The following is a 22,552-nucleotide window of genomic DNA, read 5'->3' as shown; positions in this document are numbered from 1 at the left end:
GAACTGCCACGAACTGGCCGTCCGGGCCCTGCGCGAAGAACTCGGACTCACCAACCCCAAGGACTACTACAACAACATCGTCTTCTCCTGGTTCGGCTTCTACGTCCCGGACGCCTCCACCTACTTCTTCGCCCACGTCAAGACACGGCTCGAGGAAGACGAACTAGTGCAGAGCGCAGCCTCTGCCGAGAGTGCGTTCGAGATCGAAAGCGTCGACTGGTACGACCTGGACAGGCCAACAGTCACCAAGGTTCTGGGAACCTGGCAGAACGGCCCCTGGACCGCCGGGAAAGATGACCGAGGTCGCCAGTATTTGCCCCATGCCACTGTCTCCCTGACACAGCTCTGGAGCGCTACGCAACAAGGCCTGTTGTAAGGGAAGCCACTGCAAGGGCAACTCCCTGCCCGGAGGGGCTCTCGCCGACGCGGGGCGGCCGGCCGCCCAGCAGACGCAGCTCCCGGCTAGCGCACGCACTACCACTTCACCGCCATGCAATGAGAGCGGTGGGCCCAGGTTCTCCTGCGGTGCTGCAGCGTCGCGCGAGTCGCACCACAGCGTGGCGACGCGACCACCGTCGAGACACAACGTCGCAACCAGGGGTCAGCATCGCTCTATTCTGCGCTGAAGAGCGTATATTTCACGCTCCTGTCGTGGGCTCCAGACGGCTGGGTAGAACCGAGGAACACTGTGTGACCGTGTTCGCGGCAATCTGCGGGGAGATCTGGGGGATCGGGTGCGAAGGCGCTTTCAGGTGTTCATCAGTTCCACCCGCATGGACTTGGCAGACGAGCGCCGGGCGCTGACCGACGCCCTGCTCAAGAACCAGTTCATCCCGGTAGGGATGGAACAGTTCGGTGCCCGCACGGACGGTGCTTGGCCGATCATCAAAAGGTTCATTGACGAGTGTGATTTCTACGTGCTGGTCATCGCAGGCCTGTACGGATCCCTTCGGCAGGAAACTGGATTCAGCTACACCGAGAGCGAGTACGAGTACGCGACGCAAGCCAAGAAGCCCGTCCTCGCGTTCGTCCATGAGGACATCTCGGCGCTGCCCGCTGCGAAAGTGGAGCGTAATGCTGCAAAGCGGAAGAAACTGGCTGCGTTCACTGCCCGGGTGGAGGCGGACCTGGTCCGGGCAACATGGCGTGACACGGGAGACCTCGTTGTCGAGGTGACTTCCGCTCTCAACCAGGCCATGCAGGACAACTCTGCCGTCGGCTGGATTCGCGGTGACGCCGTCCCTGAGCAGTTCGGACTCCTCAACGACGATCTCATCAAGCCGTGCACCCGGCTGGGGATCCAGCAGGTAAGTGTCGACGGGGTAGCCGGCCCGGCCATGCCCGAAAACCTGGCACGCGCCCGCACCATACGCATCATGTCCACGAGCGCCGTACGTCTGCTGGAGATCTACAGGGAGCCGCTTGCCGCAGCACTCCGAGCCGGCGGACACATACGCGCTCTTCTGCCGGACCCCCAAGGCGCCTTCATAGCGGACGTGGAAGAAGCAGAGTCCCTCTACACCCCACGAGGCGCAAACATCTCAGACGAGATCACTATCGTGCGCCATCGCCTGCTCGACGTCCTCGGCTACGCACGAAGCTCCCCCACGAGCCTCCCACAGGACTCCGTAGGCACCGTGGAAATCGGCTACTTCACCACCCACCTTCGCTCCACGCTCGTACTCTGCGACGACCGTTGGGGATGGCTCACGCTGACCCTGCCACCCGCACGCGCGCCCGAGACAGCCTCCCTCGTCCTCAACGGTGGTGAGCGCTCCCTCCTCAATACCTGCGTGCGCCACTTCGACCGAACCTGGGAAGTGACGGCCGCGCGGAACTCGACAGAACAGCTCTCCCCGTAACAGGGGTAGGGATAGGGAATGACGGACACCCCCGCACAGACCACCGAAGCCCAACGCCTGTGGGAGGAAAAACTGGCCCAAGCCCGCTCCTACATGAAGACCCGTCACGGCCGGCCCCGAACGCTCATCGAAGTAGCCGCTCAGCACCCCCTGGCGCACGGCACACACCCCAACGAAGAATTCACAGCTCGTTTGGAGCGCGCGATCGAGCTCTACACTCAACTGCGAGAGCACGGCGAGCACGTTGAGCTGTATGTACCCGGCAGCCGCCACATGTTCCGCGGCGTCGCCGACAAGATCAGCCTCAGCCAGGCCGGTGGCGACTATCTCATCGCCCGGGGCATCGCCGCGCCCTACGTACGCGGAGAGGACCTCAACCGCCGGTACAAAGGCGAAGACGGCGTCTACAACAGCGCCGATGAGTGCTTCGTCACCGCCTCATACTTCAAAGACAATGACTTCGGCACATTGATCAGCGTGGTGGCTCCAGGGCAGCTGCACCGCAAAATGCTCCACTACATCCACTTCGGAGTACTGGCACTCCCCCACACAGCTCCGACGCTGGACTCCTTCCACAACTACGTACACGAGGCACTTGTTGAGCTGCCGTCCGTACTGTTCACAGACCCCGACCTCCAGGCGCCTGACTCCGCGAAGGCCAACCGGATGCGTACGGAACGGCGCCCCGCAACAGGCCACTGACGCGGCCAGCCGCCGGCGCGTACATGAGCGGCCGCCAGCGAAAGGGCCACTTGAGGACAGCTGCCGACTTTGCACACGGAAGACGCGGTGCCGCCGCCTGGGTGAGCACCTCACTCCCCAAGGCACCACGACTCGAGGCATGCCCCTCCCGCAGCCGTCGAAGGCGACCGTGCGCCAGCGGCGGTAACGCACTCCGGGCGTGGACGGCTGGGCCAGCGGGCCAGCCAGCACGTCGAACAGCCGCTTGAGCGGGGCCACGCCGACCCGCCGACGGAGATCGCGAAGTGCCTTCTCCGATGGTCGCGGCACCATGACGGTCAGTCCGGCCACGAGTTTGCCCCACACCAGGCCGGTTCCCAGGTGCCCGAACAACCCGAGCGCGAGTACGAAGTACACCCCGACGCGTGAGGGGAGACTTCGCAGTCGTCGCTCGCGAGCTCCGGTCTCGTCCAGCACCGCATCCACCAGCTCGAGTGGGATGACCTGCGTCAACTCACCGAGATGACCGGGCGCGAGCACGTCGGTTCCGCCCGTGGACTCTGAGCCACAGGGCCTCTGCTTCCTCAGGTAGATCTTGGTCGATCCCCTGAATAGCAGAGGGCTCCTCTTTCTCACCTCACCCTTGACACCGCCAACTCGCCCTTAACTACGTGGCATTGGTCGATCATGATGCGGTGGCAGTAGCTCTCCGGCCGCCCGCCCCGGCCCTCCAGCCAGGCCGGCACTGGCAACGCAGCCCGCACCACCTGCCACTCCGCCACCGTCATATCCGAGCCGTAGCGCGGCAGCCGGTACGGATGGTCCGCCGCGTTGCCGAACCGGTGCACGAGACAGTCACACGACCGCATCGACGCGCTAGCCTCCACGGACATCGACAAGACAGACTGCGACACCAGGGCCTCCTGGTACGCGGATCGGTTCGCACCCCCGAACTACCAAGAGGCCCTAATCCGTTGCTAACGGCGTTCCGAGGAAGCGGTTGGTTCTCGGAATGTTCGAGTGCCGGATCGTGACACCTCGTGGCTGCCGGGTGGGCAACACCTCGCTTTAGAGAGCGTGCACGGTCCTGGTGCTCATGGTGGTGGCGGTCGCGTGGGTGCCGTACGGATGCCCCAAGAGGCCCTGACCTGTGATGTCTCAAGGCAGAGCGGCGACTGGCACGCTGCCGCCCAGCGCAACCTCTTCAACCGAATGATCGGCCAGCTCTACCACTGCCTACAGCACCGCAAGTTGTTCGACGAACACACCGCGTTCCCCACCGAACTCGCCGCCGCAGCTTGACGCGTTGGCATCGTGAGGTGTCTGCCGTCATGCCCCGGCACCGCCAGCATCACCCCATCAGGAACCTCGTTCGACTGATCAAGACCGCCGAACGGCAAACGGACGCCTTCTGAGCGGCTGCGTGCAGCGGGCGGCGGGAGGTTTTGGGCGACGGCTGGGCTGTGGCCTTCGGGCCCGGCTTCAAGAGCAGCAGCCCGAGCTGCCCGTGCCAGCCTGTCCGTCGTGGAGGCCGTCGTCGTGCCCGGCGGCGATCCGTGCCCATTGCGCGGTCGGCCGCCCGTCCTTGCGGAACTGCTGACCGCAGGTCTCGTACGGCTGCGGCCAGCCCGGCGGGCAGTCCTCCCAGGTCTCCTGCCGCCCGTAGACAGTCATGTCCAGGATTCCGTACGACGCCGCCATGGGCTCGACGCCGCGGCCGGTGGTCCAGTACGTCTCGTAGACACGGTCCCCGTCGCGGAGGTAGCACGCCTTCATCCCGAAGTGGCGACCGGCGACGAGCCGTTCGTGAGACTCGGCGGGTACGGAATACCAGGGCAGCTCCCAGCCCATGAAGCGGCGGTAGCGGTCCGACTCCTCGTAGGGCCCCTGGCAGAAGACAGCGAAAGTGACGTCACGCTGGTGCAGATAGGACAGCTCACGGACCTGGCCGGTGAAGAAGGTGCAGCCCTCACACTGCTCGGCGGCGGGGCGGCCGTCATGCCACATGTGATACGACACGAACAGCTGGGTACGGCCCTCGAAGACGTCGATCAAGGGGACGGGTCCCTTGCCTCCGACGAGCAGGGTCGAGGGGTCCACCTCGGTCATGGGCAGGCGGCGCCGGGCGGCGGCGATTGCGTCGCCCTCCCGGGTGTGCGCCTTCTCCCGGGCGCGCAGGGTGTCCATTGCGGCCAGCCACTCCAGACGGGAGACGACAGGCGGCGTGTTCGTTGCAGTCATGTCCGTACTGACCCGGCAGCCCGCAAGAACTCATCGTTCGACTGATCAAAACTCCGAACGGAATGCGGACGCCTTCTGACGCAATTGGACGAGGAGAGTGTCCCGGCCTGTGAAAGAGGCATTGCGGGAAGGTAAATTCCACACCCGTGGCAACGGCCCCGGCAGACGTGGCCCACTCACCCCCGCTTCAGGGAAGACCGGCGGTGTGGCGGGGCGGGAGGGACCGCTGACGGCGTGAAGTAGTACCTGGCGGGCCTTCTCTTCGCCAACTCCGAACACGTTGGGGGTGATGAGGGGGCGCAGGGTCGCCGACGGCACGATGTCGGCGACCCGGACGGGAGTGATCTTCTCCCTCATAGCCAAAATCGCAGTCCACTCCGGGGTCGTGAACCGCTCGGGCTCGAAATGGGCTGGGGAGAACAGCGCCAGGAAGCGGCCGCGTTCCAGGGGCGGCGTTCATCTTCAGGATGAAGTTGTCGCCCGCGCCCCAGTCCCAATAGTCGAGCTCCACCTGGAAACCGGCGTCGAGGAGCTGCCAGGCCACCCACTCCGCCCACGCTCGGTCCGCCCCCCCCGCATGACTGACAAACCACGCCCCATCAGACGCCTCAACACCACCCATACGCCCTCAATTCCAAGCTCTCGCTATCTGCCAGAGCCTAGAACTCCGCGCCCCCAACCGCCCGCCGTTCACGATCAGATGCAGGTGATGTCGAAGACGTCGCCGCCGGTGGTGCCCCGGTCGGCCTCGGCGCCTGGACGCATCCTGGCCGTCCCAGCCGCAGCGCTCGCTGGAAAGGGCGGCACCCGCCGAACGGTGGCGTTCTCGGCCGAAGTGCGGGCGGAACTCCGCAAGCCAGGGCGATCTGCCAGTCCAAGGAACAGGTGCGGGCTGCGAGCAAGCGACACCTGGTCCTGTCACGAGAAGGGAGAGCACTTGCACCCTGCTGTGGAAAGCGGGCAGCGGCGAGGTGCTGATCGAACGTTCATGAATGCCGACGGCACGTGTACGGAGGGCTCGGGCGCTGATTCGTGTCCGAAGGTGGCGCATGCCAGCAGGTCTCGGGGCAGTAGGTCACGGACGCTGACGGGTATGGCGACGGTGGTGCACCACGCGCTGGCAGCACGCTGGCACGTGAACATCGAAGCAACTCCTGCGGGTGGTCCTGCCTACTCGACAGCCGACTCGACTGCGCTGAGCTCGCCCCTGCCCCGGCCTCTCACCTTCAGCAGGCCCTTGGGTATGGGCTTCGGCGCCCGGCGGCCGGTGAGCTCGCGGCGGGATGGTGCCGTCCTTCGGGGCCGGTGCGGCACACGCCTCACCTCCACGAGCGGGCCGGGGTCATGAGGTGCGGGGAAGACGGTTGCCGGGCCGAGGACGCCGGGCCGAAGTGTTCCGAACGCGTCGATGGCCGGCACATTGGCGCCGAGCTCGGGGTTGGCGCTGATCGCGACGATCGTGCGGTCCAGGCCGTGTGAGTGGGACGCGGCGGGGGCTGGCAGCGTAGGCCGAGCTGTGACACGACCAGTGTGAAAGGGATGAACCGCTGTCGCGTTCTGACACGATCGTGGGTGTTATCGGTCTTCGCGTCAACTGTTGTATGGGGCGTTCGCCCGCGTCGCTGCGTTACGCCTGTCACGATGGCCGCATGGTCTCTCTGGTACCCCGAGCGGTTGCCCCCGGGAAGATGGCGGGTATGCATCAACCCGTGCTCTATGCCGGTGATTTGGCGATCAGACCTTGGGACGAATCCGACGCAGCCGATGTGGTGAAGGCGTTCGGAGACCCCGCAATCCGGCACTGGCACATTTTCTCGGTGGAAACCGAGCATGAGGCTAGGGAATGGATCGCGGCACGGCAACGCAACTGGCGTTCGGAGGCGGGGGCGAACTGGGCCGTCACGGATCGGCGTGACGCGGCGGTGATCGGCCGGGTAGGTCTGCGGACCGCGAACCTGCGTACGGGAGAAGCCGAAGTGACCTACTGGGTGCTGCCGGAGGCCCGGGGTAAGGGTGTTGCCAGCATGGCGCTGCGAGAGTTGGCCCGATGGGCGTTCGAGGACATTGGTCTGCACCGTTTGGCTCTCGCGCATTCCACGGCCAACGCAGCGTCCTGCCGGGTAGCGCAGAAGTCCGGCTTCCACTTCGAGGGCACAATGCGCAGCAAGGTCCTACATAGCGACGGCTGGCACGACATGCATGCGCACGCACGCATCAGCGGTGATACCGACTAACGAAGCCAGCGGAGGGGGCGCGGGTGCGACTCAGAGTGTTCCTCAGTTTCGAGCACGCCGAGAAAGGCCGGGCTGCGTGGTTCGCGGAAGAAGTCAGTCGCACAGGCATGACCGTGATCATGGAAGACGACTTCGGGGCAGCTTCCCCGCGTGTGGAGATGACCAAGGCCGTCCAAGCGTGCGACGTCGTGGTGGCCCTGATCACCGATGCCTATGCCAGAAGCCGGGCGACCCAGCGGGAACTGGATCTGGCTGAGGCGTTCGGCAAGAAGGTGGTCGCTGTCTTCACCAGTCTGCCGTCGCGCAGCGTGCGTGCCGAGCCGTACTCGGCTTACCGACGCGTCGAGGTGGACAACTGGCAGGGTGGGGAGGACCAGTGGAAAGAGGCTCTGCGCCTAACCCTGAGGCTGCTGCTGCGTGAGGATCAGGAATTACAAGCCGCGCACACCGCAGCACTGGCCGGCGCGGTCCCGCCTGATGGACATGCAGTGCTCCTGTACGACATCGAAGACCGGTCGCTTGCCGAGCGGCTCCTCATGGTCATGCCTCACTGGCGGCGGAAGACAGAACTCGACGACGCGTCTGGTAGTGCTCTGCCCCGTGTCCTGCTGTGGACACGGGCAGCGGCAGAGCCCTACAGCCTCACCAAGCGTGAACTGTTCGACGTTCCATCCGACTCCATCGTCTTCCTCGCTGTCGCGGATGACAGCCCGATCCCAGAGATCGAAGCACCGTCGTTTTCGGTGAGCGGACTACTTGCGGATGCACGTTATACGGAGCGGACGTACCACGGTGCGGACATCGCCTCCCAGACCCGCGTGGAGCAGCTGATCGACGAGGTCGTCAGGGCCAACGAGGGAACACCTATCAGCGTCTTCGTCGAACGATTCTGCTGCACGCCGGACGTCGCGGTGCTGGCCTCAGAGGCGTACGACATCGCGGTCCGGGAACTGAACGCCGGTGATCCGTTGCGGCTTGCGGCCGTCCACCACCACGCTCTGTCCTTGAGGTTTCGTGGTGAGTGGCGTAAGGCCGTTGAGATGATCAATGACGAGCTGTTAGCCACGCCTCAGGAGGTCGAACCGCGGTCCGAGTGCTTGCGCCTGCATCTGCGGCTCGAACTCGCCTCGCTGCAGTACGAGTTGGGTGACCGAAGGTCGGCGGGGATCGAAAAGGACATCAAGGAACTGCAACTGCGTCTGCAGAGCGCCGGTGACCTGCCTGGATACGTGCAGGCCGGGCGGGTCCTGGGCAACGTGCTGCGGGAGCGTGGCGACTTCGACCCCGCCGAACTGGTGATTCAGCACACTATCGGGCTGGCGGAGTATCTTGCGGACTCCAGGGACGGCGACGGCAACGGGCACCTGGTCCTTGCTGACTGTCTGCGAGAACTCGCTCAACTCCACGTGGCGCGCATGGACTATGCCCGGGCGCGTGCCTGTCTCCGCGACGCCGCGCAACGCCTCGACTGCCACCACGGCGGTCAGAGTGCCGTGCGCTACCTTTCCGCGATCCTCACCTACGTGGACGCAACTATCGACGAGCGGGACGGCCAGCAGTCTCACGCCGACTCCCCGACGGAACGGGCCCGGGGCGCCCTCGAAGCCCTGTCGGAGTTCGAAAATCCGATCAGGCTGGCCGCGATCTACGACTGGCTGGGGCGTGCGTGGACCCGCCACATTCCCAGTCGCCGCGAGGATCTTCTGCGGGCCGAGGAATACCTCCGCAAGGCGTTGAGGATTCGCAAGGACCATGGCCACAGCTACACCATGGGGCTCTCCCACCTGTCTCTGGGGGGCCTGTACGAAGTCCTCGGGCACATGGATCAGGCCCTCCAAAGCTATGAACTGGGACGACAGATCTTCAACCAGCGCGGACTGCGGCCGGCCCTCGCCCGCGCGCACGCTGCCCTGGCAAGGGGATACTTCGGATCTTCTCACCAGCTCGACGACAGGAGCGTGCGGCTCTACCAGAGTCATCTGGAACAGGCAGACCGGATCTACCACGAGATTCACCTGGACAACGAGGGAATGGAGCTGCGATTCGAACTGGAGCACAGGGGCCGCAGACCGTTCTCCGTCGTGCCGGATGAAACGCCCCTGATCGCCGTCGGTGAGTACCACCTGCACAAGTGGATCCGGGATTACGTCGCAGTCCACGGCTCGGCCATAGACAGCAGTTTCACTCTGACCGTTGGCATCGGTGACGACGCGGCCGTCATCTCCTCCGAGGGAATGCCGGAGGGTTGCGGCCTGGTGTACACGACGGACTCTGCCCCCGGCTCGCTCGCAGAGACAGGCCGGTCACCGGAATACGTGGGCCGCTTCAGCGTGGTTCAGTCCCTTTCCGACTTGCTATCGATGGGCGCCACCCCTGTCGGCGTCATGCTCAACCTCTTTCTGAAGCGGTCCGCGACGGTCGGGTACGTCCGTCGTCTGGTGGAGGCGGTCGTCCAGGAGGCCGCACGTTACGGGGTGGCCGTCATCGGCGGTGATGTCAAGGAACGCCCGGAGCAGTCCGTTGGCTGTGTGGGCATCGGGTACGTCGACAGGTCGCGGATCCTCACCCGGGATGCTGCCCGCCAGGGGCATGCGCTTGGCATCACGCTGGCCTCAGATCCGAGCGGCGGCCACCGGCGCATCGGCACGCGCTGGGCGCAAGAACTCGTGGAGTACTTCCGCATGGACCGGGCGGACACCGTGCGAGATTTCCCAGGTCTGCGTGCGGTCATCCGGACCGAGGCCAAGTACGACCTGCTCTATCTCCCTGACAAGGTGATGAGCAGCGCGACGGGGACAGGGAAGCTCAAAGCCGCCATCGACACCAGTGACGGCGTGCTGGCCTGCTTGGAGATCATGGGCCGCGAGAGCAGCGTGGGGTTCGTCCTGGAAGAATCAGCGATCAATGCGACCATATCGGCGGAAGCGGTCGCATTGGCCGACATACTCAATGTGCCGCAGGCCCTATTCCTGTTCAACGCAGGCCATGACTGGGAGACCGTCTTCACCTGTAAGCAGGAGGACTTCACCGAGGTCGCTGCACAGGTGGAACGGGATCTGCAGGGCAATGGAACGGTAGTTCGCATCGGGTCAGTGGTCGCACGACAGCAGATGGATGACCGGGGAGTGCTGATGAGACAGCAGGATGGGGTTCAGCGACTGGTGCCATATTATACGGATGAGAAATTCGTACCGCGCCGGTATCAGGACAGGCCCTCTCAGTGGCTCACCTTCGCCAAGCGATTCTCGCCACAACATGATGAACCGTGAGGGCGCCCTGCTTTCCGCGCGACATGGCCCCTCTCGGCTGCTATGCAGCCTGATAGTCACACCAAAGGAAATCGGTTCTTCATGAGTACCCTCCCCGCCCTGCGCGTGACTGTGGTCGGGTGTGGCCGTAGATTCGACAGTGCGATACTCCCGGCATTGCAGGAATGTGGAGCCCAACTTGTAGGTGTGGTGGACCCTGACAGCGAAAATCGCAAGAGAGCTGTGCAAAATGCCGGACTGGACACCGTAACGGTTTCGTCCGACCTGTTGACGGTCGCATTGCTGCGACACGCAGTACCGGATATTGTGGTCATATCATCTCCGAGTGGATTACATTTTCAGCAGGCCAAGATGTGCTTAGAGGAAGGCCTGCCCACTTTCTTGGAGAAACCGCTGGCATGCCGAGCCGATGAAGCCTTGTTGCTGCAGAGCCTCAGTGGAGCCAGGCTTGCGGCGTCGGAACAGCGTGTGCACCGCACGGACCTGCTGGCCGTCCGGGACATCATCAGGTCCGGACAACTGGGTCGGCTCCTGGCCATCGACTACCAGGACCGAGTTGCGCCGGCTCCGGCCTTCCGCAGCAGCTGGCGCAATCGCCCCTCCCTAGCCGGTGGCGGCGTATTACTGGATCTGGGGTACCACACGATCAACACGCTGCAATGGCTGCTGGACAGCAATTTCGCCGACCTCGTGCCGTCCGCGGTCCGCTTCCGCTACGACTCCTACGCGGTCGAGAGCCGGGCCTGGATCCGGTGCACCACGGCGGGTATCGACCTGCATCTGAACGTCGGCCTGGATATGACTCATCCAAGGGAGGAGTTGCGCATCTCCGGGACACGGGGACAGCTGCGCGTACATAGAAGACGTGGCAACAATGAAGCGTCAACCGTGGAGCTAACCGGCGTACAAGGCGAATCTGCAAAGACAGTGCATCGCCTTGGCAGGGCACACGACACTCGCTCGCTCAAAGAATTCATGAGCGGCAAGGAATCCGTCACATCACTCGAGCGTCATGTCGCAACCGTTGTGACGTTAGAGAAGCTGTATAGCGAGGGGAATGGAATGGAACGACTCCGGTGAATATCACCGAACTACAAGAGAAGAATTTCATCCAACGAATCCTGGGCCCCATGGCCAGTACGGCAAAGGCCGAAAATTTCGAGGACGCCGTAATCATCGACCTGGCCGAAGTGACCGGGCAACCTGACGCGCCGTATCTGGTGTACTCGATGGACCAGCCGTACTTCATCCACCACGCCGACACATCCTTGGACCCATATCGCTTCTACGGGCGCTGGATCGCCGGAACGACCTGCAACGACGTGATTGCTATGGGTGGCAGATGCCGGGGATTCTCTTTGGCTCTCGCCGCGCCTCCCGACACGGACACAGCGGATGTGGAAGCCATCGGCCACGGCATCAACGACGTACTTCATCGCATCGGATCGGTCTACGAAGGGGGCAACTTTCACAACGGAGACCTAGCAACCGTCGGGTGTGCCTGGGGCACGGCCCCGCGGCACGGAATCGTCCGCAGGTCGGGGGCCCGAGCCGGCGACCAGATCGTCGTGACCGGGGAACTGGGATTCGGCTGGCTCGAGTACCTGCTCCGTCGACACGATCTGACGGACTTGATCGACCACACGGACAAGGAGAGGTTCCGGACCTACAAGTCGATGCCGGTCGGAGCAGCGGCTGCCGTTGCGACCGTAGCAGAGCGGGGACACTTCACCTCTGGCATGGATCTCAGCGACGGTCTGGTGGAATTCCTGTTCACGGTCGCGACCCGTAACGATACCGGCTGCATGATCAATGCGGACATGTTGCCTGTCTCTCCGGCTACCCGACGCAATAGCACCCTGCTCGGCCGAGTGGACCCCTCTCTCAAGCAGCTTTGCGCGCACCCGTTCCTCCTCGCGCTCGACCCCGGCTACGACTCGCCCATGAGGCACGCATTCACCATTCGCCCGGAGAACGTGGCGCGGGCGCAGGCGGAGTTCGAAGGGCACGGCGCCAAACTGCACGTGATCGGAGAGGTCACTACGAGTCCCGGGGTTCGACTGCGGACCCAACGAGAGATTCTCGACATCCCGCCGTTCTGGGATGACAACCTCCGTCAGGGGACCACGCTCACAGCATGGATCCAATTCCTCAAGGACCTGGACGTCAGGGGATGAGCCATGACAAATGAGCCGCTGGCTCTGCATGGCGGAGCGCCAGCTGTAACGGACCAATGGCAGCAGGACTGGCCGTTTGTGGGTCCCGAGGAGATCGCGGCGGTCACGCGCCTCCTGGAAAGACGGGTCCTGTCGATCTACGACCGCTCCGGGATCGTCGCCGAGTTCGAGGACGCGTTCGCCTCTTACCACTCCGTGGACGGAAAGACACCGCTAGCGCTTTCGCACAGCTCAGGCACGTCGTCGCTGCACGCGGCATACTTCGGTCTCGGCCTTGGCCCCGGCGACGAGGTCATCGTGCCCACGTATACCTTCCTCGCGACCGTGACGCCTCTGCTCCAAGTGGGCGCCACACCAGTGTTCGCCGACCTCGATCCCGCCAACCTCACAGTGGACCTGGGCTCCGTCGAATCCCGCATCACCTCGCGAACGCGCGCGATCGTGGTGACGCATATGTGGGGACACCCCGCAGACATGGCATCCCTGACAGCCCTGGCCAGACGCTTTCAACTCCACCTGGTCGAGGACTGTTCGCACGCCCACGGCGCGACCGTGGATGGCCGGAAGGTCGGTACCTTCGGCACTGTCGGTTGCTTCAGCCTCGAAGGACACAAGGCGCTCGCTGCCGGAGAGGGGGGAATCCTCATCACCCGGTCCCGCGAAGTCTACGAACGAGCGCTCATGCTGGGGCACTTCGGACGACGGGCAAAAGATGAAGTGCTCGACGATTCCCTGCGCCGATTCGTGGAAACAGGGTTCGGGCACAAATACCGGATGCACCCCCTTGCCGCTGCGATCGCTCTGGAGCAATTGAAGCGCCTCGACGATCGAAATGAGCGCCGACGAGTGAACCTCGAGGCACTAGGAGCTGTTCTGGCACCGGTCCCTGGAGTCCATCCTCCCCGAACTGCCGCTCGCATGACCCGCGGCGGCTGGTACGGCTACAAGCCACGCTACGCCGCAGACGAACTCGGCGGACTCCCGCTCGCACGGTTCATGACCGCGCTGCGCGCGGAGGGAGTGAAGGTCAAAGAGCCCGGTTCCCCGCCTCTCCACAGGCTCCCCGTCTTCCGATTGACCAAGAGCACGGCTCGCGACCTGGCACTGCCCTGGGCGGAAACCCTCCCCGTGTGTGAGCCACCTCTATGGGAGTGTCCCATCGCCGATGAGGTATACCCGCAGCTCATGAGCCTGCCCACATTCTCCGGCGACTGCTCAGCTGTGATTGCTCAGTATGGGAGAGCCTTCGCCAAGGTCGCCTCCCAGTGGCGAGAACTGCTATGACCAGGCGGTCCCCTTCGACCGAAGTACTGTCGCCTACAGAGCCGGAGGTGTCTCGTCGCGGCACCAGGTGAGAACCGCCTGGCCCGTGCCTCGCGGTTGGCCGGTGTTGCGATGGTGCGGCCCGGCGGAGTGCGCACCCGCGCCCGGTCGGCAGGGCCCGGCAGCGGGTCGGTCAGAGACACAGGCGCACAGTCACCGTCTGCTCCTGCGCCCGCCGTCATACCCCTCCGCCGGGGCGGTCTACGGGCGGACCTCGGTGTGCCCGACCAAGGGGCACGTCCTTGTCCGGGCAGACCTCGGGTCGAGGGGCATCGCTGATCGCGGCATAGCCGAGGTCGGCGAGCGCCGCAGCCCGTTCCTCCGCACTGGGCCCGGCATCGGAGAGGAAGGCGGCACGCGGCCAATGGGCGGCAGGCTGCCGGGCAGCCGTACGTACATCTCCAAGCCGTCGCCACTCGGCTGCCGGTAGGCCATGCTAGTGGGCCCCGTGCGGAGCATGGGTGTCAGTGCTCCCTCGCGTCGTCGTCCAGGTCGATCGAGGCGACTCTGACCGCATCGGCGAACCGCCGGACAACAGACAGGCACAGTCCGTGCTCGGGTTGCCCTCGCGTGCGGCTGGCGACAGCGACAGGAAGCCAGCGGTCAGTGCGGTGCCGATGGCCTCACCGAGGCGCTGTCCGGCGGTGTACTCCCGACGCGGTCGGGCCGCACACCCTCCAGTGCGTCGAACGGGTCTTCGGCACGCGTGGCGAGGAAATCGGCCCGGCCGTTGCACTCAGGTCATGCCGGGCCTCAGCCGGCGGAGCAGGTGTGGTCGATGAGGCTGAGGCGGTGCAGGGCCCGCAGTGCCCCCGCCGCCTCCTCGCAGGTGGCCTGTGCTGGAGAACGCTGCCGTCTGTCTGGCCACCATTGCCGTCGCCCCGCTCGTCCGGACCCGGTTCGGGTGCAGCGCTGTGCGAGGTGAGTGAGGGCGTGCTCAACCGCTTCCTCGGACAGCTTCACCACTGCCTCCAGGCACGGCAGCCGTTCGACGAACAACGCGCCTTCGCGCCACTCCTCCAAGCACCTGCATGACCCGCAAGCCCGCCCGCCTTCGTCAACAGCACGCCGACAGATCCGAGCTGTCGGGTTCAATCGGAGAGCGATTCCGGGGACCGCATGCCTAGCCACTGATCGGCCTCCCAGGCCCGGAACCGCTCCACTTCGGTGAACCCCAGCTTCGCGGCGAGGCACATTGAGGCGGCGTTGGCGGTTTGCGTGGCGAGTACCACCGGCTCACCGGGAAGAACGTCTTCGAGCCAGTCAAGTGCCGCCGCGCACGCCTCGGCGGCATACCCGAACCCCCACGCCCGCGGCAGAAACATGTAGCCGAGATCGACCTTCCCCACGGCAGCAGGGCGACGGTGCTCCGTTGCTCTCCTGAGCAGGATCTGGCCGATCATCGCCCCGTCCAAGTCAACGACGAAGCTCCCGGGCCACTCCTCTGGCACTTCGGGCAACTCGCGCTCAAGCTCGGCACGAGGGCGTGGTCCGCCAAGGTAGGTGTGCACATCTGGCGACGCCAACAACTCGATGAACGCCGCACGGTCCCGGGCTTCGGGCTCGCGCAGCACGAGCCTCTCGGTCTTGATCGGCGTAGGCGGCCATGCAACGGTTCCGAGATCATCCATGCCAGCCAGCCAATCAGCAGGCGCAGTAGCGATCAAGGCCCGCGGGCTCGCCCCCTGAGATGTCTCAGAGAGGGTCCGCCGGATCGCCGCCGGTGCGCAGCGGCATGCGGGCCTCTATGAGACGGTGCGGTCCCTTACCCGATCGGGTGATAGCGCCACACCTGTTGCGCGCGGTAGCGTCCTTCGCACTGCTGCTGAGCTGCACCGATCCTCATCGGATCACGCTGCACGACGGTTGACCCCGCTAGAAGCGACGACGTCGCCGTGGTCGGCGCTGTCCTGCCGCCTGACGGTCACGATGTCACCGTCGCAGATCGCCGCGTCGACCATGCTGTCGCCGGAGACCGTCAGGGCGAACAGGTCGCCATCGCCCACGACTTGGCAAGGCAGGGAGAAAACGTCCTCGATCATCTCCTCGGCGAGCAGGGGCGCGCCGGCAGCGATTCGCCCGACGAGCGGCACATCGACCGGCGCCTCGCTCCTGCCACCGAGGTCGGGCGCCCACGAGGGCCGCACCCTATAGGCGCGGGGACGGTGCGGGTCGCGGTAGAGCACACCTTTGCTCTCCAGGGCCATCAGTTGGTAGGCCACCGAGGATGTACTGGCGAGATTCACGGCCTTTCCGATCTCCCGCATTGAGGGCGGGTATCCTTGCCGGTCGACCGTCTGCGTGATGTAGCGGACGATGTCCGACTGGCGGCTCGTCAGCTGTCCCTCGGCGGTCTGGGGGCCCGGGGGGCCTCGGCGTGCGGGCGCGTTGTTCTCCATCCCGGGCACCTCCGTGCAAGATCCTCGCGGAATGCGAGTCCCGGCTCGGCAGCACATCGACCGGGCGCCGTCCTTCCAGGTCCACCAGGATCGTGGCATACGAGTTGCCCTTACGCAGCGCGAAGTCGTCGACCCCGAGGACCCGCACGCTCATCTGCGGTAACTCCGGTAACCCGCGAAGGAGTTCAAGGAGCTTGTCCTTGGCGACGCGCGGATGCTCAGCGCGGCCGCGAGCCGCGCACCCGGCCGGCCCGCCAGACACACGGCGATCGAGGTGAGCAGCGTGCGCAGCAACGGCGTGTAGCGGGCATGCGGGCTGGTCAGCCCTTCGATCTGCTCTGCGAACGTCACCGCGAGACACTGCGGATTGAGGCACTTGAACCAGCGCACCACCAGTTCGACCATTGCCGGGGCTCCGCCGACGGGCGCGTCAGCGAGCCGGCGAGCGTACCGGCCGTGCACACGCCACGACACACCCCGCATCTGGGGCACCTCGCTGTCGGCACTGTGGAGTGAGCGCGGAACGTGACCATTCCGGCCGCACGCTCGATCGACTCGACTACCACACCGGCTAAATGCGGTAGCAACCGCCCCAAAACCCCTGAACCGCACACCCGGTAGATGCCCAGATCAGGCAGGTGACGTCACAAGATTTCCGACAGAGCCGAAATATATGACCGTCGACACGGCAGGACGGGGCGGGCCTTGGCCTGGAGGACCTCGCGGTAGATGGTGCCGTTCTCGCGCAGCAGGGCGGCAAACCCGGCTGCGGTGACGACCCGTCATCGAGCGGACATCACCGCGCGACGGGTGGCCTGATCAGGCCGTTCTTTCTCGGGCTGGATGGCGCTACGGCGGTCGTCGGGCAGCAATGCTCAGAGCCCCGTTATGCTTCCTACCTCTTCTTGTCATGATCCCGCCGACCCGGAGTCCCCCATGGCCACCACCCGGTTGTCCGCAGCAACTTCGATCCTCAATGCCGTAGCGGTCGGCGTGCTGCTCGTCGGTTGCTCGGCCTCTGTCAGCGTCGGATCGACGCCGAAAATGTCTTCGGATACGTTGGCGACCACGCTCGCCGAAAAGCTCGCTGCTACAACGGGCCAGCCAGAGCCGGACATCACGTGCCCCGAGGACCTCGCCGGCAAGGTAGGAACCACCACCCGGTGCAAACTCACGGCGGATGACGGCAGCACCCTGGGCGTATCGGTCAAGGTGACCTCTGTCGACGGAGACCAGATCAACTTCGACTTCCAGGCGGACGACACGGCTTCCCCTGCTCCGAACTGACCACCGCCATAAGGCACCAGGGTCTACACAACCCTCCCTCCGGCCTGGGGTTTCGTCAACGTCTCGGCATCTTCAAGGGCCTGAATACGACCGCGTTCCGCGAGTTCCGATCTCTTGATCGAACAAGGTAGAGACACATGAGACGCACGGTGTGAAGGCACTACGGTACGGCTTGGCCAGTGAAAGGGAACTGCCGCGCGCTGCTTGCGTGGTACGGCGACACGGGGAGGCAGAGTCATGGCAGGGCCGGAACCAGGACAGACAGGAAGTAGCTTGACGGGGAATCCCGTCGGGATGCGACTGAACCAGCTGCCCGCCGACACCGGAGGACCAACTGCCAACGGCCGGAGGGATCTTGCTTCCTCGCCGGGTGAGAAAAAGGCCGCGGCCAGGGCCATCGAGGATCACATAGAGCCCGAAACCCGCAAGGCCGGCGACTGGGCGGACGCGGAGACCGCCGAGGCCGTCAAGGAGTTCCGTGACGGATGGCTCGCGTCGGGCGCCTTGAAGAAGGCGCACGAGACATGGGGTGAGCAGGTCCAGAACCTGATGAACCGACTCGCGTCGGAGAAGCAAGCACTGCGCAGTGCCAACACCGTCTTGCAGGGCACGGATATCCAAACAGGGGGAAGTCTGCGCTCGACGTCGGTGATCGACGGGTATTGACCGGACCGGATGGAGCGCTCAGCCATGGACAGCAGCTCCAACTGTCAGGTCAACACGGCAAAAACAACGGGGAACCCATGCCGACGTATCGCGAGATCATGACGACTGACCTGTCCACGCTCACCGCGGCTGCCGGCCGCTGGGACGGGATGGCAAAGGAGTTGCACAAGCAGGAGAGCGCCTACAAACGGGATGTCTACGGCATTTCCATGGGCCAGACCTGGACGGGGCTGAGCGCGGACGCCGCCAACCGTCGCTTCGCCATCACTCTCAAGGAGTTCCAGAACGCCCAGGCCGAGGCCAAGGCGGTGGCTTCGCTGCTGCGCGACGCTCACAGACAGTTCACGGACCTACGCAAGAAGCTGGAGTCGGCCCGAGCCGACGCCCTTGAGGCCGGCATGGCGGTCTCAGACGAGGGCGTGGTCTCCTACGACACCGCAAAGCTCAGCCAGGGTGAGCGCACTGCCCTGCACCACGACCCCGACTATCAGCAGTCCGTACGCACGGCCGTCACCTCCTGGCAGTCGCGCATCGACCAGTTGGTCAAAGATGTCGGCGAGGCCGACACCGGCGTCGAGATCGCCCTCACAGCAGTAGTGATCGACTCCAACCTCAATGACGGAACTCTCACCGGCTTCAACGGCCAGGCACAGGGCGACATCGAGAAGTACGAAGCTGAAGCGGCGGCGGCCAAGGACACCCGCACGCAGACCAACGGGTGGAAGTCGGAAAGCAACGCCAAGCTGACCGGGCCCGATGTCGGCTTCACCATCACCACCGACCCCAAATATGGCAAGGAAGCATCGGTCAAGGCGTACGCCGACCTCTTCCACTGGACCGCGGACAAGACTCTGACCAAGGGGGATTGGAAGCTTTCCGGGATAGCCGACGCTTACGGGGGAGCCAGGGCCACCGCGAATTACGGCTTCAACGAAAAGGGCGTCGTCGGCAAGGCCGAGGCCTCCGCAGGGCTGCGGGCGCTGGGCGAAATGAGGGCCGAGTACGGGCCCTACGCCGGTGGCTACGGCCGGGTGGAGGGCTTCGCCGGTGCTGAGGCCGGCGTCAACGCCAAGGTGACCAAAGAGGAGGTCACCGTCGGGGCGAAGGCGTTCGCCGGGGCAAAAGGAACCATCGCCGGTGGCGGGGAAGTAGCTGGCATCGGCGTCGGCGCAGCAGCCGAGGGGTGGGCCGGTCCCGGCGCGGAGGCCTGGTGGGGCTACAAGAAGGACGACGACGGAACGTTCCGCCTCGGCGGCAAGGCTGGCGTCTCCCCCATCCTCGGAGGCTCGGTTGGATTCGAGATCACTCTCGATCCAGACAAGCTGAGCAAGTCCGTCGGCGACGCGGCCGACGCGGTCGGCGACGGCGCCAGCTCCGTCAAGGACAACATCACCGACCTGTTCTGATCTACTTCGTCTGGAAGGAGGCCCACATGCCCACGACGCTGCCGATGCCCATCGAGTTCCGCTTGCCGGAGGGCTGGCGCCCGGCCCGGCCACAAGGGTTCGAGACCGAGAACGTGGCCTTCGCTGCCCTGCATCCGCAGCCTGATACCGGGTTCGCCGCGAATATCACCATCGACGGGGAGATACCACCGGATGCGGACACCCTGGGCAACCTGGCCAACGAATCGGTGGATCGCCTGCGCCAGGTCGCCGATTCGGTAGTGGTGGCGCACCGCCGCGAGGTCGGCTCCGCTGACGCGCCCGCCCTGACCCAGCGGCTGACCTTCTCAACCGTCATCGACGGCGTGCGCCGCGACCTCGTCCAGTCACAGGTGTACCTGTCTCTGTCGGACATCGAAGATTCACACAAGCGCGCGGTGATCCGGCTGTCTCTGACCGCCACCGCGGCCCAGCACGACGCCGTCCTGGGGGACTTTCAAGACTTCGTCCGTACAGTTCGCCCGGACACTGGGGAGGGGGTCTAGAGATGGGCCGTCTTTGGGACAAACTGACCGGCACTCAGCGCCCTGACAGCGGTGTTGCACCGCTGCAAAGCGGGGAGGTTCGGGCCGCGCTGCTCGCACTCAACGGACCGGACGTGCTGTACCACGTGCGCAACGCTCTCCCAGCCGAGAAGGCCGACCTCGTCGCGGAGTGCAAGATTCCGAGGGTGGGTGTCACCCTCAAGACCCGGATGCGTCTGATCCCTGAAAAGCACGAGGTACGTTTCCTCGACGAGCGGTGGGAGAACCGTTCGTCTGGCAACGCCGAAGCACAGTACGGACGTGGGCACGCGCCCGCGGTGTACCGGCAGTGGGAGACCAAGCAGGATCCCGACGGCAGTCGGCGCAAGGTCGAGACCTTTCGCTTCGACACGCGGGAGATGACAGACCCCTTGCGAAAAGCGGTCCTCGGCTCCGGATGGACTTACCGAGGCGTGTTCAAGCTCTGACCGGCCTACGAGACACGGCACGGCCACCGGGCGGGGCGGAAACGCGCCCCAGTGCCACTCTGAAGGGCTGACAGCTGCTGCGGAAATCCGCAGCAGCACCACATGTTCCAGGCCATCCTTACTCTTCTCTGGCCGCCCCACTCATGAGCCGTGCATGACGGATCTGATTGAGCGGTTGGTGCCGGATGAGTGATGGAGGCTGTTCCGGCGGTGGGTCCGCCGACCGAGGTCGTACGTCCGCAGGGCGGCGGCCGACGGCTCCGTGCATGCCCTGCCTGACCTGGCGCTATGGCCGTCACTCTGTGGTATGGCGCGGTCACTCTAGTCTGAATGGGTGATGCAAGTCACAGCCCGGGGTAAAGGTTTCAGTCACGTCCAACTACCTTAATCAGCCAAATGGTTAGTGAAATTTGGAGCAGTCGAACCATCAAAGTGTCGCCGAGGCAGGACGGCCAGCTCCGAGACGGATCGCGGGCCAGGGCGCAGGGAACGCAGGGGCGGATGGCCGTACGGCCTGAGGCCGTTGGGCTGCGGGCGCCCGTGAACCAGCCAGCGCCGACGTCTATGTCGTAGCCGACGGCGAATGCGTGCCCGGCGGGTTCGGGGGTGATGATCTACCCTCGCTGGCCCAGGGAAAGCGCGGGCATCCCGGAACCACCAGTCCCGCGGTCACCAGACCGACGCCGGACGCGCGCAGGTCGAACTCGCCCAGAGCGTGCACCCTTTGAGCTGGAGCGGTGGTGGCACAGCGAGAGGTGGACGAAGGACGTCACGATGCCCGAGACCTCAGCGTTCGTTCGGGACTTCGTCGACCAGGGCATAGCGGAGGCGGCTGAAGGGCAGGACCGTACAACGGAACCGTTGCCCAGCCCGGTGACCCACTGCGCCGCTTGTGACTCACTTTCAGGTGACGACCTGACGCGACTTGGGTGGCGCAGCCTGGCGGTAAGAGGTGACGAGTCAGCGCCTGCACGGATTAATGGCCCGGCAGGGCGTCAACCTGGTGCATTTGACGCATGAATGGACACTGCAGGTGAGAGTAACCGCAATGTGGACGATTTGTAACAGGGTGCACGTGTTGCGTTCACCATCTGCACACAGCGGCCATGGTCTGAGGGCGCGGCCGGTTGGCCGCCACCCGCACTCCGCACCGCACGTCCCTCTGGCCTCACTGGGCTTCAGGACGTGCCGGTGCCCGTACACCCAGGGGCCTTTGTGACTTCTTCAGCTGTGACCGCCCGTCGCCTGTCCGCCGCCGCTCTCGCAGCCGCCGCCGTCATCGGAGCGGTGGCGCTGCCGGCGTCGGCGGCCGACCGCTCCCGGCCCCACCACCCCAAGGTGGAGATCACGGGCGTGCAGTACGACTCACCGGGCCGCGACGACCGCTCCAGGCGCTCGCTGAACAAGGAGTGGGTGGAGCTCACCAACAACACGCGTCGTGCGGTCAACCTCGACGGCTGGACCCTGCAGGACGAGGACGGCCACACCTACACCTTCGACCACTACCGCCTGGACGGCCGCGCCACGGTCCGGATCCACACAGGCGAGGGCCGCGACACCGACACCGACCTGTACCAGGACCGCCGCCACTACGTGTGGGACAACCGCTCCGACACCGCCACCCTGCGCAACGACCGCGACCGCTTCATCGACGACGAATCCTGGGGCAACGACCGCCACCACCGCGGCAGCGCCCGCCGCTGACCCACCGCAGCACGGCGACTGGTGTCCGCACATCAGTAGCAAACCGGCGGCGTGCCAGCCCCACCAGGGCCGGCGCGCCGCCGACATGTGTGCCGGGGTGACGCCGGGGCGGCCGCCGCGCAGCTACCGGACGCAGGGAAGCTTGCAACCTGGCAGAAGGTTGTGCTGGGCATCGTCGGGGTTATATCGGCGGCAGTGATCCTTGCCCCGGTGAGTGAGGTTCCCGACTTGTATTGGCCGTAGCGGTGCGCAGTCGGGTTGGCCGCTCGTAGCGTTCCGTAGGACGCTGGGTTGGATGGCTCGTGAGGTTCC

General features: G+C 65.1%; 19 protein-coding genes and 2 pseudogenes. 15 read left to right on the top strand and 6 right to left on the bottom strand.

Annotated elements, in window-relative coordinates:
• From KUM49_RS29495 to KUM49_RS29485, 3 genes are all read left to right on the top strand, one after another.
• Positions 1-376, top strand: a 376-nt coding sequence (locus KUM49_RS29495) for a hypothetical protein (RefSeq protein ID WP_217240010.1), incomplete at its 5' end; no start/stop codon positions are given.
• A gap of 376 nt (positions 377-752) precedes the next feature.
• Positions 753-1,862: a DUF4062 domain-containing protein gene (locus KUM49_RS29490; RefSeq protein WP_217240009.1), complete on the top strand. Its 1,110-nt coding sequence runs from the start codon at positions 753-755 to the stop codon at positions 1,860-1,862.
• An 18-nt stretch (positions 1,863-1,880) separates the two neighbouring features.
• Entirely contained in the window at positions 1,881-2,564 is a 684-nt protein-coding gene (locus KUM49_RS29485) for a hypothetical protein (RefSeq protein WP_217240013.1), read from the top strand.
• Between the two features lie 150 nt (positions 2,565-2,714).
• Here KUM49_RS29485 and KUM49_RS29480 read toward each other — a convergent pair.
• Positions 2,715-3,137: pseudogene (locus KUM49_RS29480) on the bottom strand (transposase domain-containing protein); the annotation flags it as partial.
• 534 nt (positions 3,138-3,671) lie between these two features.
• Between KUM49_RS29480 and KUM49_RS29475 the strand changes: the two are divergent.
• Complete coding sequence (locus tag KUM49_RS29475) at positions 3,672-3,845, top strand: hypothetical protein (RefSeq protein ID WP_374200212.1); 174 nt, start codon at positions 3,672-3,674, stop codon at positions 3,843-3,845.
• Between the two features lie 180 nt (positions 3,846-4,025).
• Here the strand turns inward: KUM49_RS29475 and KUM49_RS29470 are convergent, their stop codons facing one another.
• Both KUM49_RS29470 and KUM49_RS50795 read right to left on the bottom strand, forming a co-directional pair.
• Positions 4,026-4,784, bottom strand: coding sequence for a DUF899 domain-containing protein (locus tag KUM49_RS29470; RefSeq protein ID WP_217240008.1), 759 nt, complete (start codon positions 4,782-4,784; stop codon positions 4,026-4,028).
• Positions 4,785-4,971: 187 nt separating this feature from the next.
• Entirely contained in the window at positions 4,972-5,406 is a 435-nt protein-coding gene (locus KUM49_RS50795; RefSeq protein ID WP_217240007.1) for a toll/interleukin-1 receptor domain-containing protein, read from the bottom strand.
• Between the two features lie 1,075 nt (positions 5,407-6,481).
• Here KUM49_RS50795 and KUM49_RS29460 point away from each other — a divergent pair.
• From KUM49_RS29460 to KUM49_RS29440, 5 genes are read left to right on the top strand one after another with little or no spacing between them, the layout of a single operon-like run.
• Complete coding sequence (locus KUM49_RS29460) at positions 6,482-7,018, top strand: GNAT family N-acetyltransferase (protein ID WP_254401977.1); 537 nt, start codon at positions 6,482-6,484, stop codon at positions 7,016-7,018.
• A 23-nt stretch (positions 7,019-7,041) separates the two neighbouring features.
• Positions 7,042-10,287 carry an AIR synthase related protein gene (locus KUM49_RS50320; RefSeq protein ID WP_217240005.1) on the top strand — a complete coding sequence of 1,082 codons (3,246 nt, stop codon included), beginning with the start codon at positions 7,042-7,044 and terminating at the stop codon, positions 10,285-10,287.
• Positions 10,288-10,329: 42 nt separating this feature from the next.
• The gene (locus KUM49_RS29450) at positions 10,330-11,367 is read left to right on the top strand and encodes a Gfo/Idh/MocA family oxidoreductase (protein ID WP_308406786.1); all 1,038 of its coding nucleotides are present in this window, start codon (positions 10,330-10,332) and stop codon (positions 11,365-11,367) included.
• A complete protein-coding gene (locus KUM49_RS29445) occupies positions 11,364-12,464 on the top strand; it encodes a thiamine-monophosphate kinase (RefSeq protein ID WP_217240003.1) in 1,101 nt (366 codons plus the stop codon). Before KUM49_RS29450 ends, KUM49_RS29445 begins: the two co-directional genes overlap by 4 nt.
• Before the next feature lie 3 nt (positions 12,465-12,467).
• On the top strand, positions 12,468-13,748 hold the full coding sequence (locus KUM49_RS29440; protein WP_217240002.1) for a DegT/DnrJ/EryC1/StrS aminotransferase family protein: 1,281 nt from the start codon (positions 12,468-12,470) through the stop codon (positions 13,746-13,748).
• A 1,130-nt stretch (positions 13,749-14,878) separates the two neighbouring features.
• Here the strand turns inward: KUM49_RS29440 and KUM49_RS29435 are convergent.
• The 3 genes and pseudogenes from KUM49_RS29435 to KUM49_RS29425 form a co-directional block, all read right to left on the bottom strand.
• Positions 14,879-15,418 (bottom strand): GNAT family N-acetyltransferase, encoded by a 540-nt coding sequence (locus KUM49_RS29435; protein WP_217240001.1) that lies wholly within the window; start codon positions 15,416-15,418, stop codon positions 14,879-14,881.
• A 246-nt stretch (positions 15,419-15,664) separates the two neighbouring features.
• A pseudogene (lexA, locus tag KUM49_RS29430) lies at positions 15,665-16,186 on the bottom strand (transcriptional repressor LexA); the annotation flags it as partial.
• 150 nt (positions 16,187-16,336) lie between these two features.
• Complete coding sequence (locus KUM49_RS29425) at positions 16,337-16,591, bottom strand: hypothetical protein (RefSeq protein WP_217239999.1); 255 nt, start codon at positions 16,589-16,591, stop codon at positions 16,337-16,339.
• Positions 16,592-17,122: 531 nt separating this feature from the next.
• Here KUM49_RS29425 and KUM49_RS29420 point away from each other — a divergent pair.
• From KUM49_RS29420 to KUM49_RS29395, 6 genes are all read left to right on the top strand, one after another.
• Entirely contained in the window at positions 17,123-17,473 is a 351-nt protein-coding gene (locus KUM49_RS29420; protein WP_217239998.1) for a DUF4333 domain-containing protein, read from the top strand.
• A 294-nt stretch (positions 17,474-17,767) separates the two neighbouring features.
• Positions 17,768-18,139 carry a hypothetical protein gene (locus tag KUM49_RS29415; protein ID WP_217239997.1) on the top strand — a complete coding sequence of 124 codons (372 nt, stop codon included), beginning with the start codon at positions 17,768-17,770 and terminating at the stop codon, positions 18,137-18,139.
• Entirely contained in the window at positions 18,136-19,545 is a 1,410-nt protein-coding gene (locus tag KUM49_RS29410) for a hypothetical protein (protein ID WP_254401976.1), read from the top strand. The genes KUM49_RS29415 and KUM49_RS29410 overlap by 4 nt, the downstream gene beginning before the upstream one ends.
• Positions 19,546-19,571: 26 nt before the next feature.
• A complete protein-coding gene (locus KUM49_RS29405) occupies positions 19,572-20,069 on the top strand; it encodes a hypothetical protein (RefSeq protein ID WP_217239996.1) in 498 nt (165 codons plus the stop codon).
• A 2-nt stretch (positions 20,070-20,071) separates the two neighbouring features.
• Positions 20,072-20,536, top strand: a complete 465-nt coding sequence (locus KUM49_RS29400) for a hypothetical protein (RefSeq protein WP_217239995.1) — start codon at positions 20,072-20,074, stop codon at positions 20,534-20,536.
• Positions 20,537-21,766: 1,230 nt separating this feature from the next.
• The gene (locus tag KUM49_RS29395; RefSeq protein ID WP_217240011.1) at positions 21,767-22,240 is read left to right on the top strand and encodes a lamin tail domain-containing protein; all 474 of its coding nucleotides are present in this window, start codon (positions 21,767-21,769) and stop codon (positions 22,238-22,240) included.
• Positions 22,241-22,552: the final 312 nt, after the last annotated feature.

The sequence above is a fragment of the Streptomyces sp. AC555_RSS877 genome (assembly GCF_019049245.1).
Lineage (GTDB): Bacteria > Actinomycetota > Actinomycetes > Streptomycetales > Streptomycetaceae > Streptomyces.
This window is presented reverse-complemented; position numbering and strand designations above follow the sequence as displayed.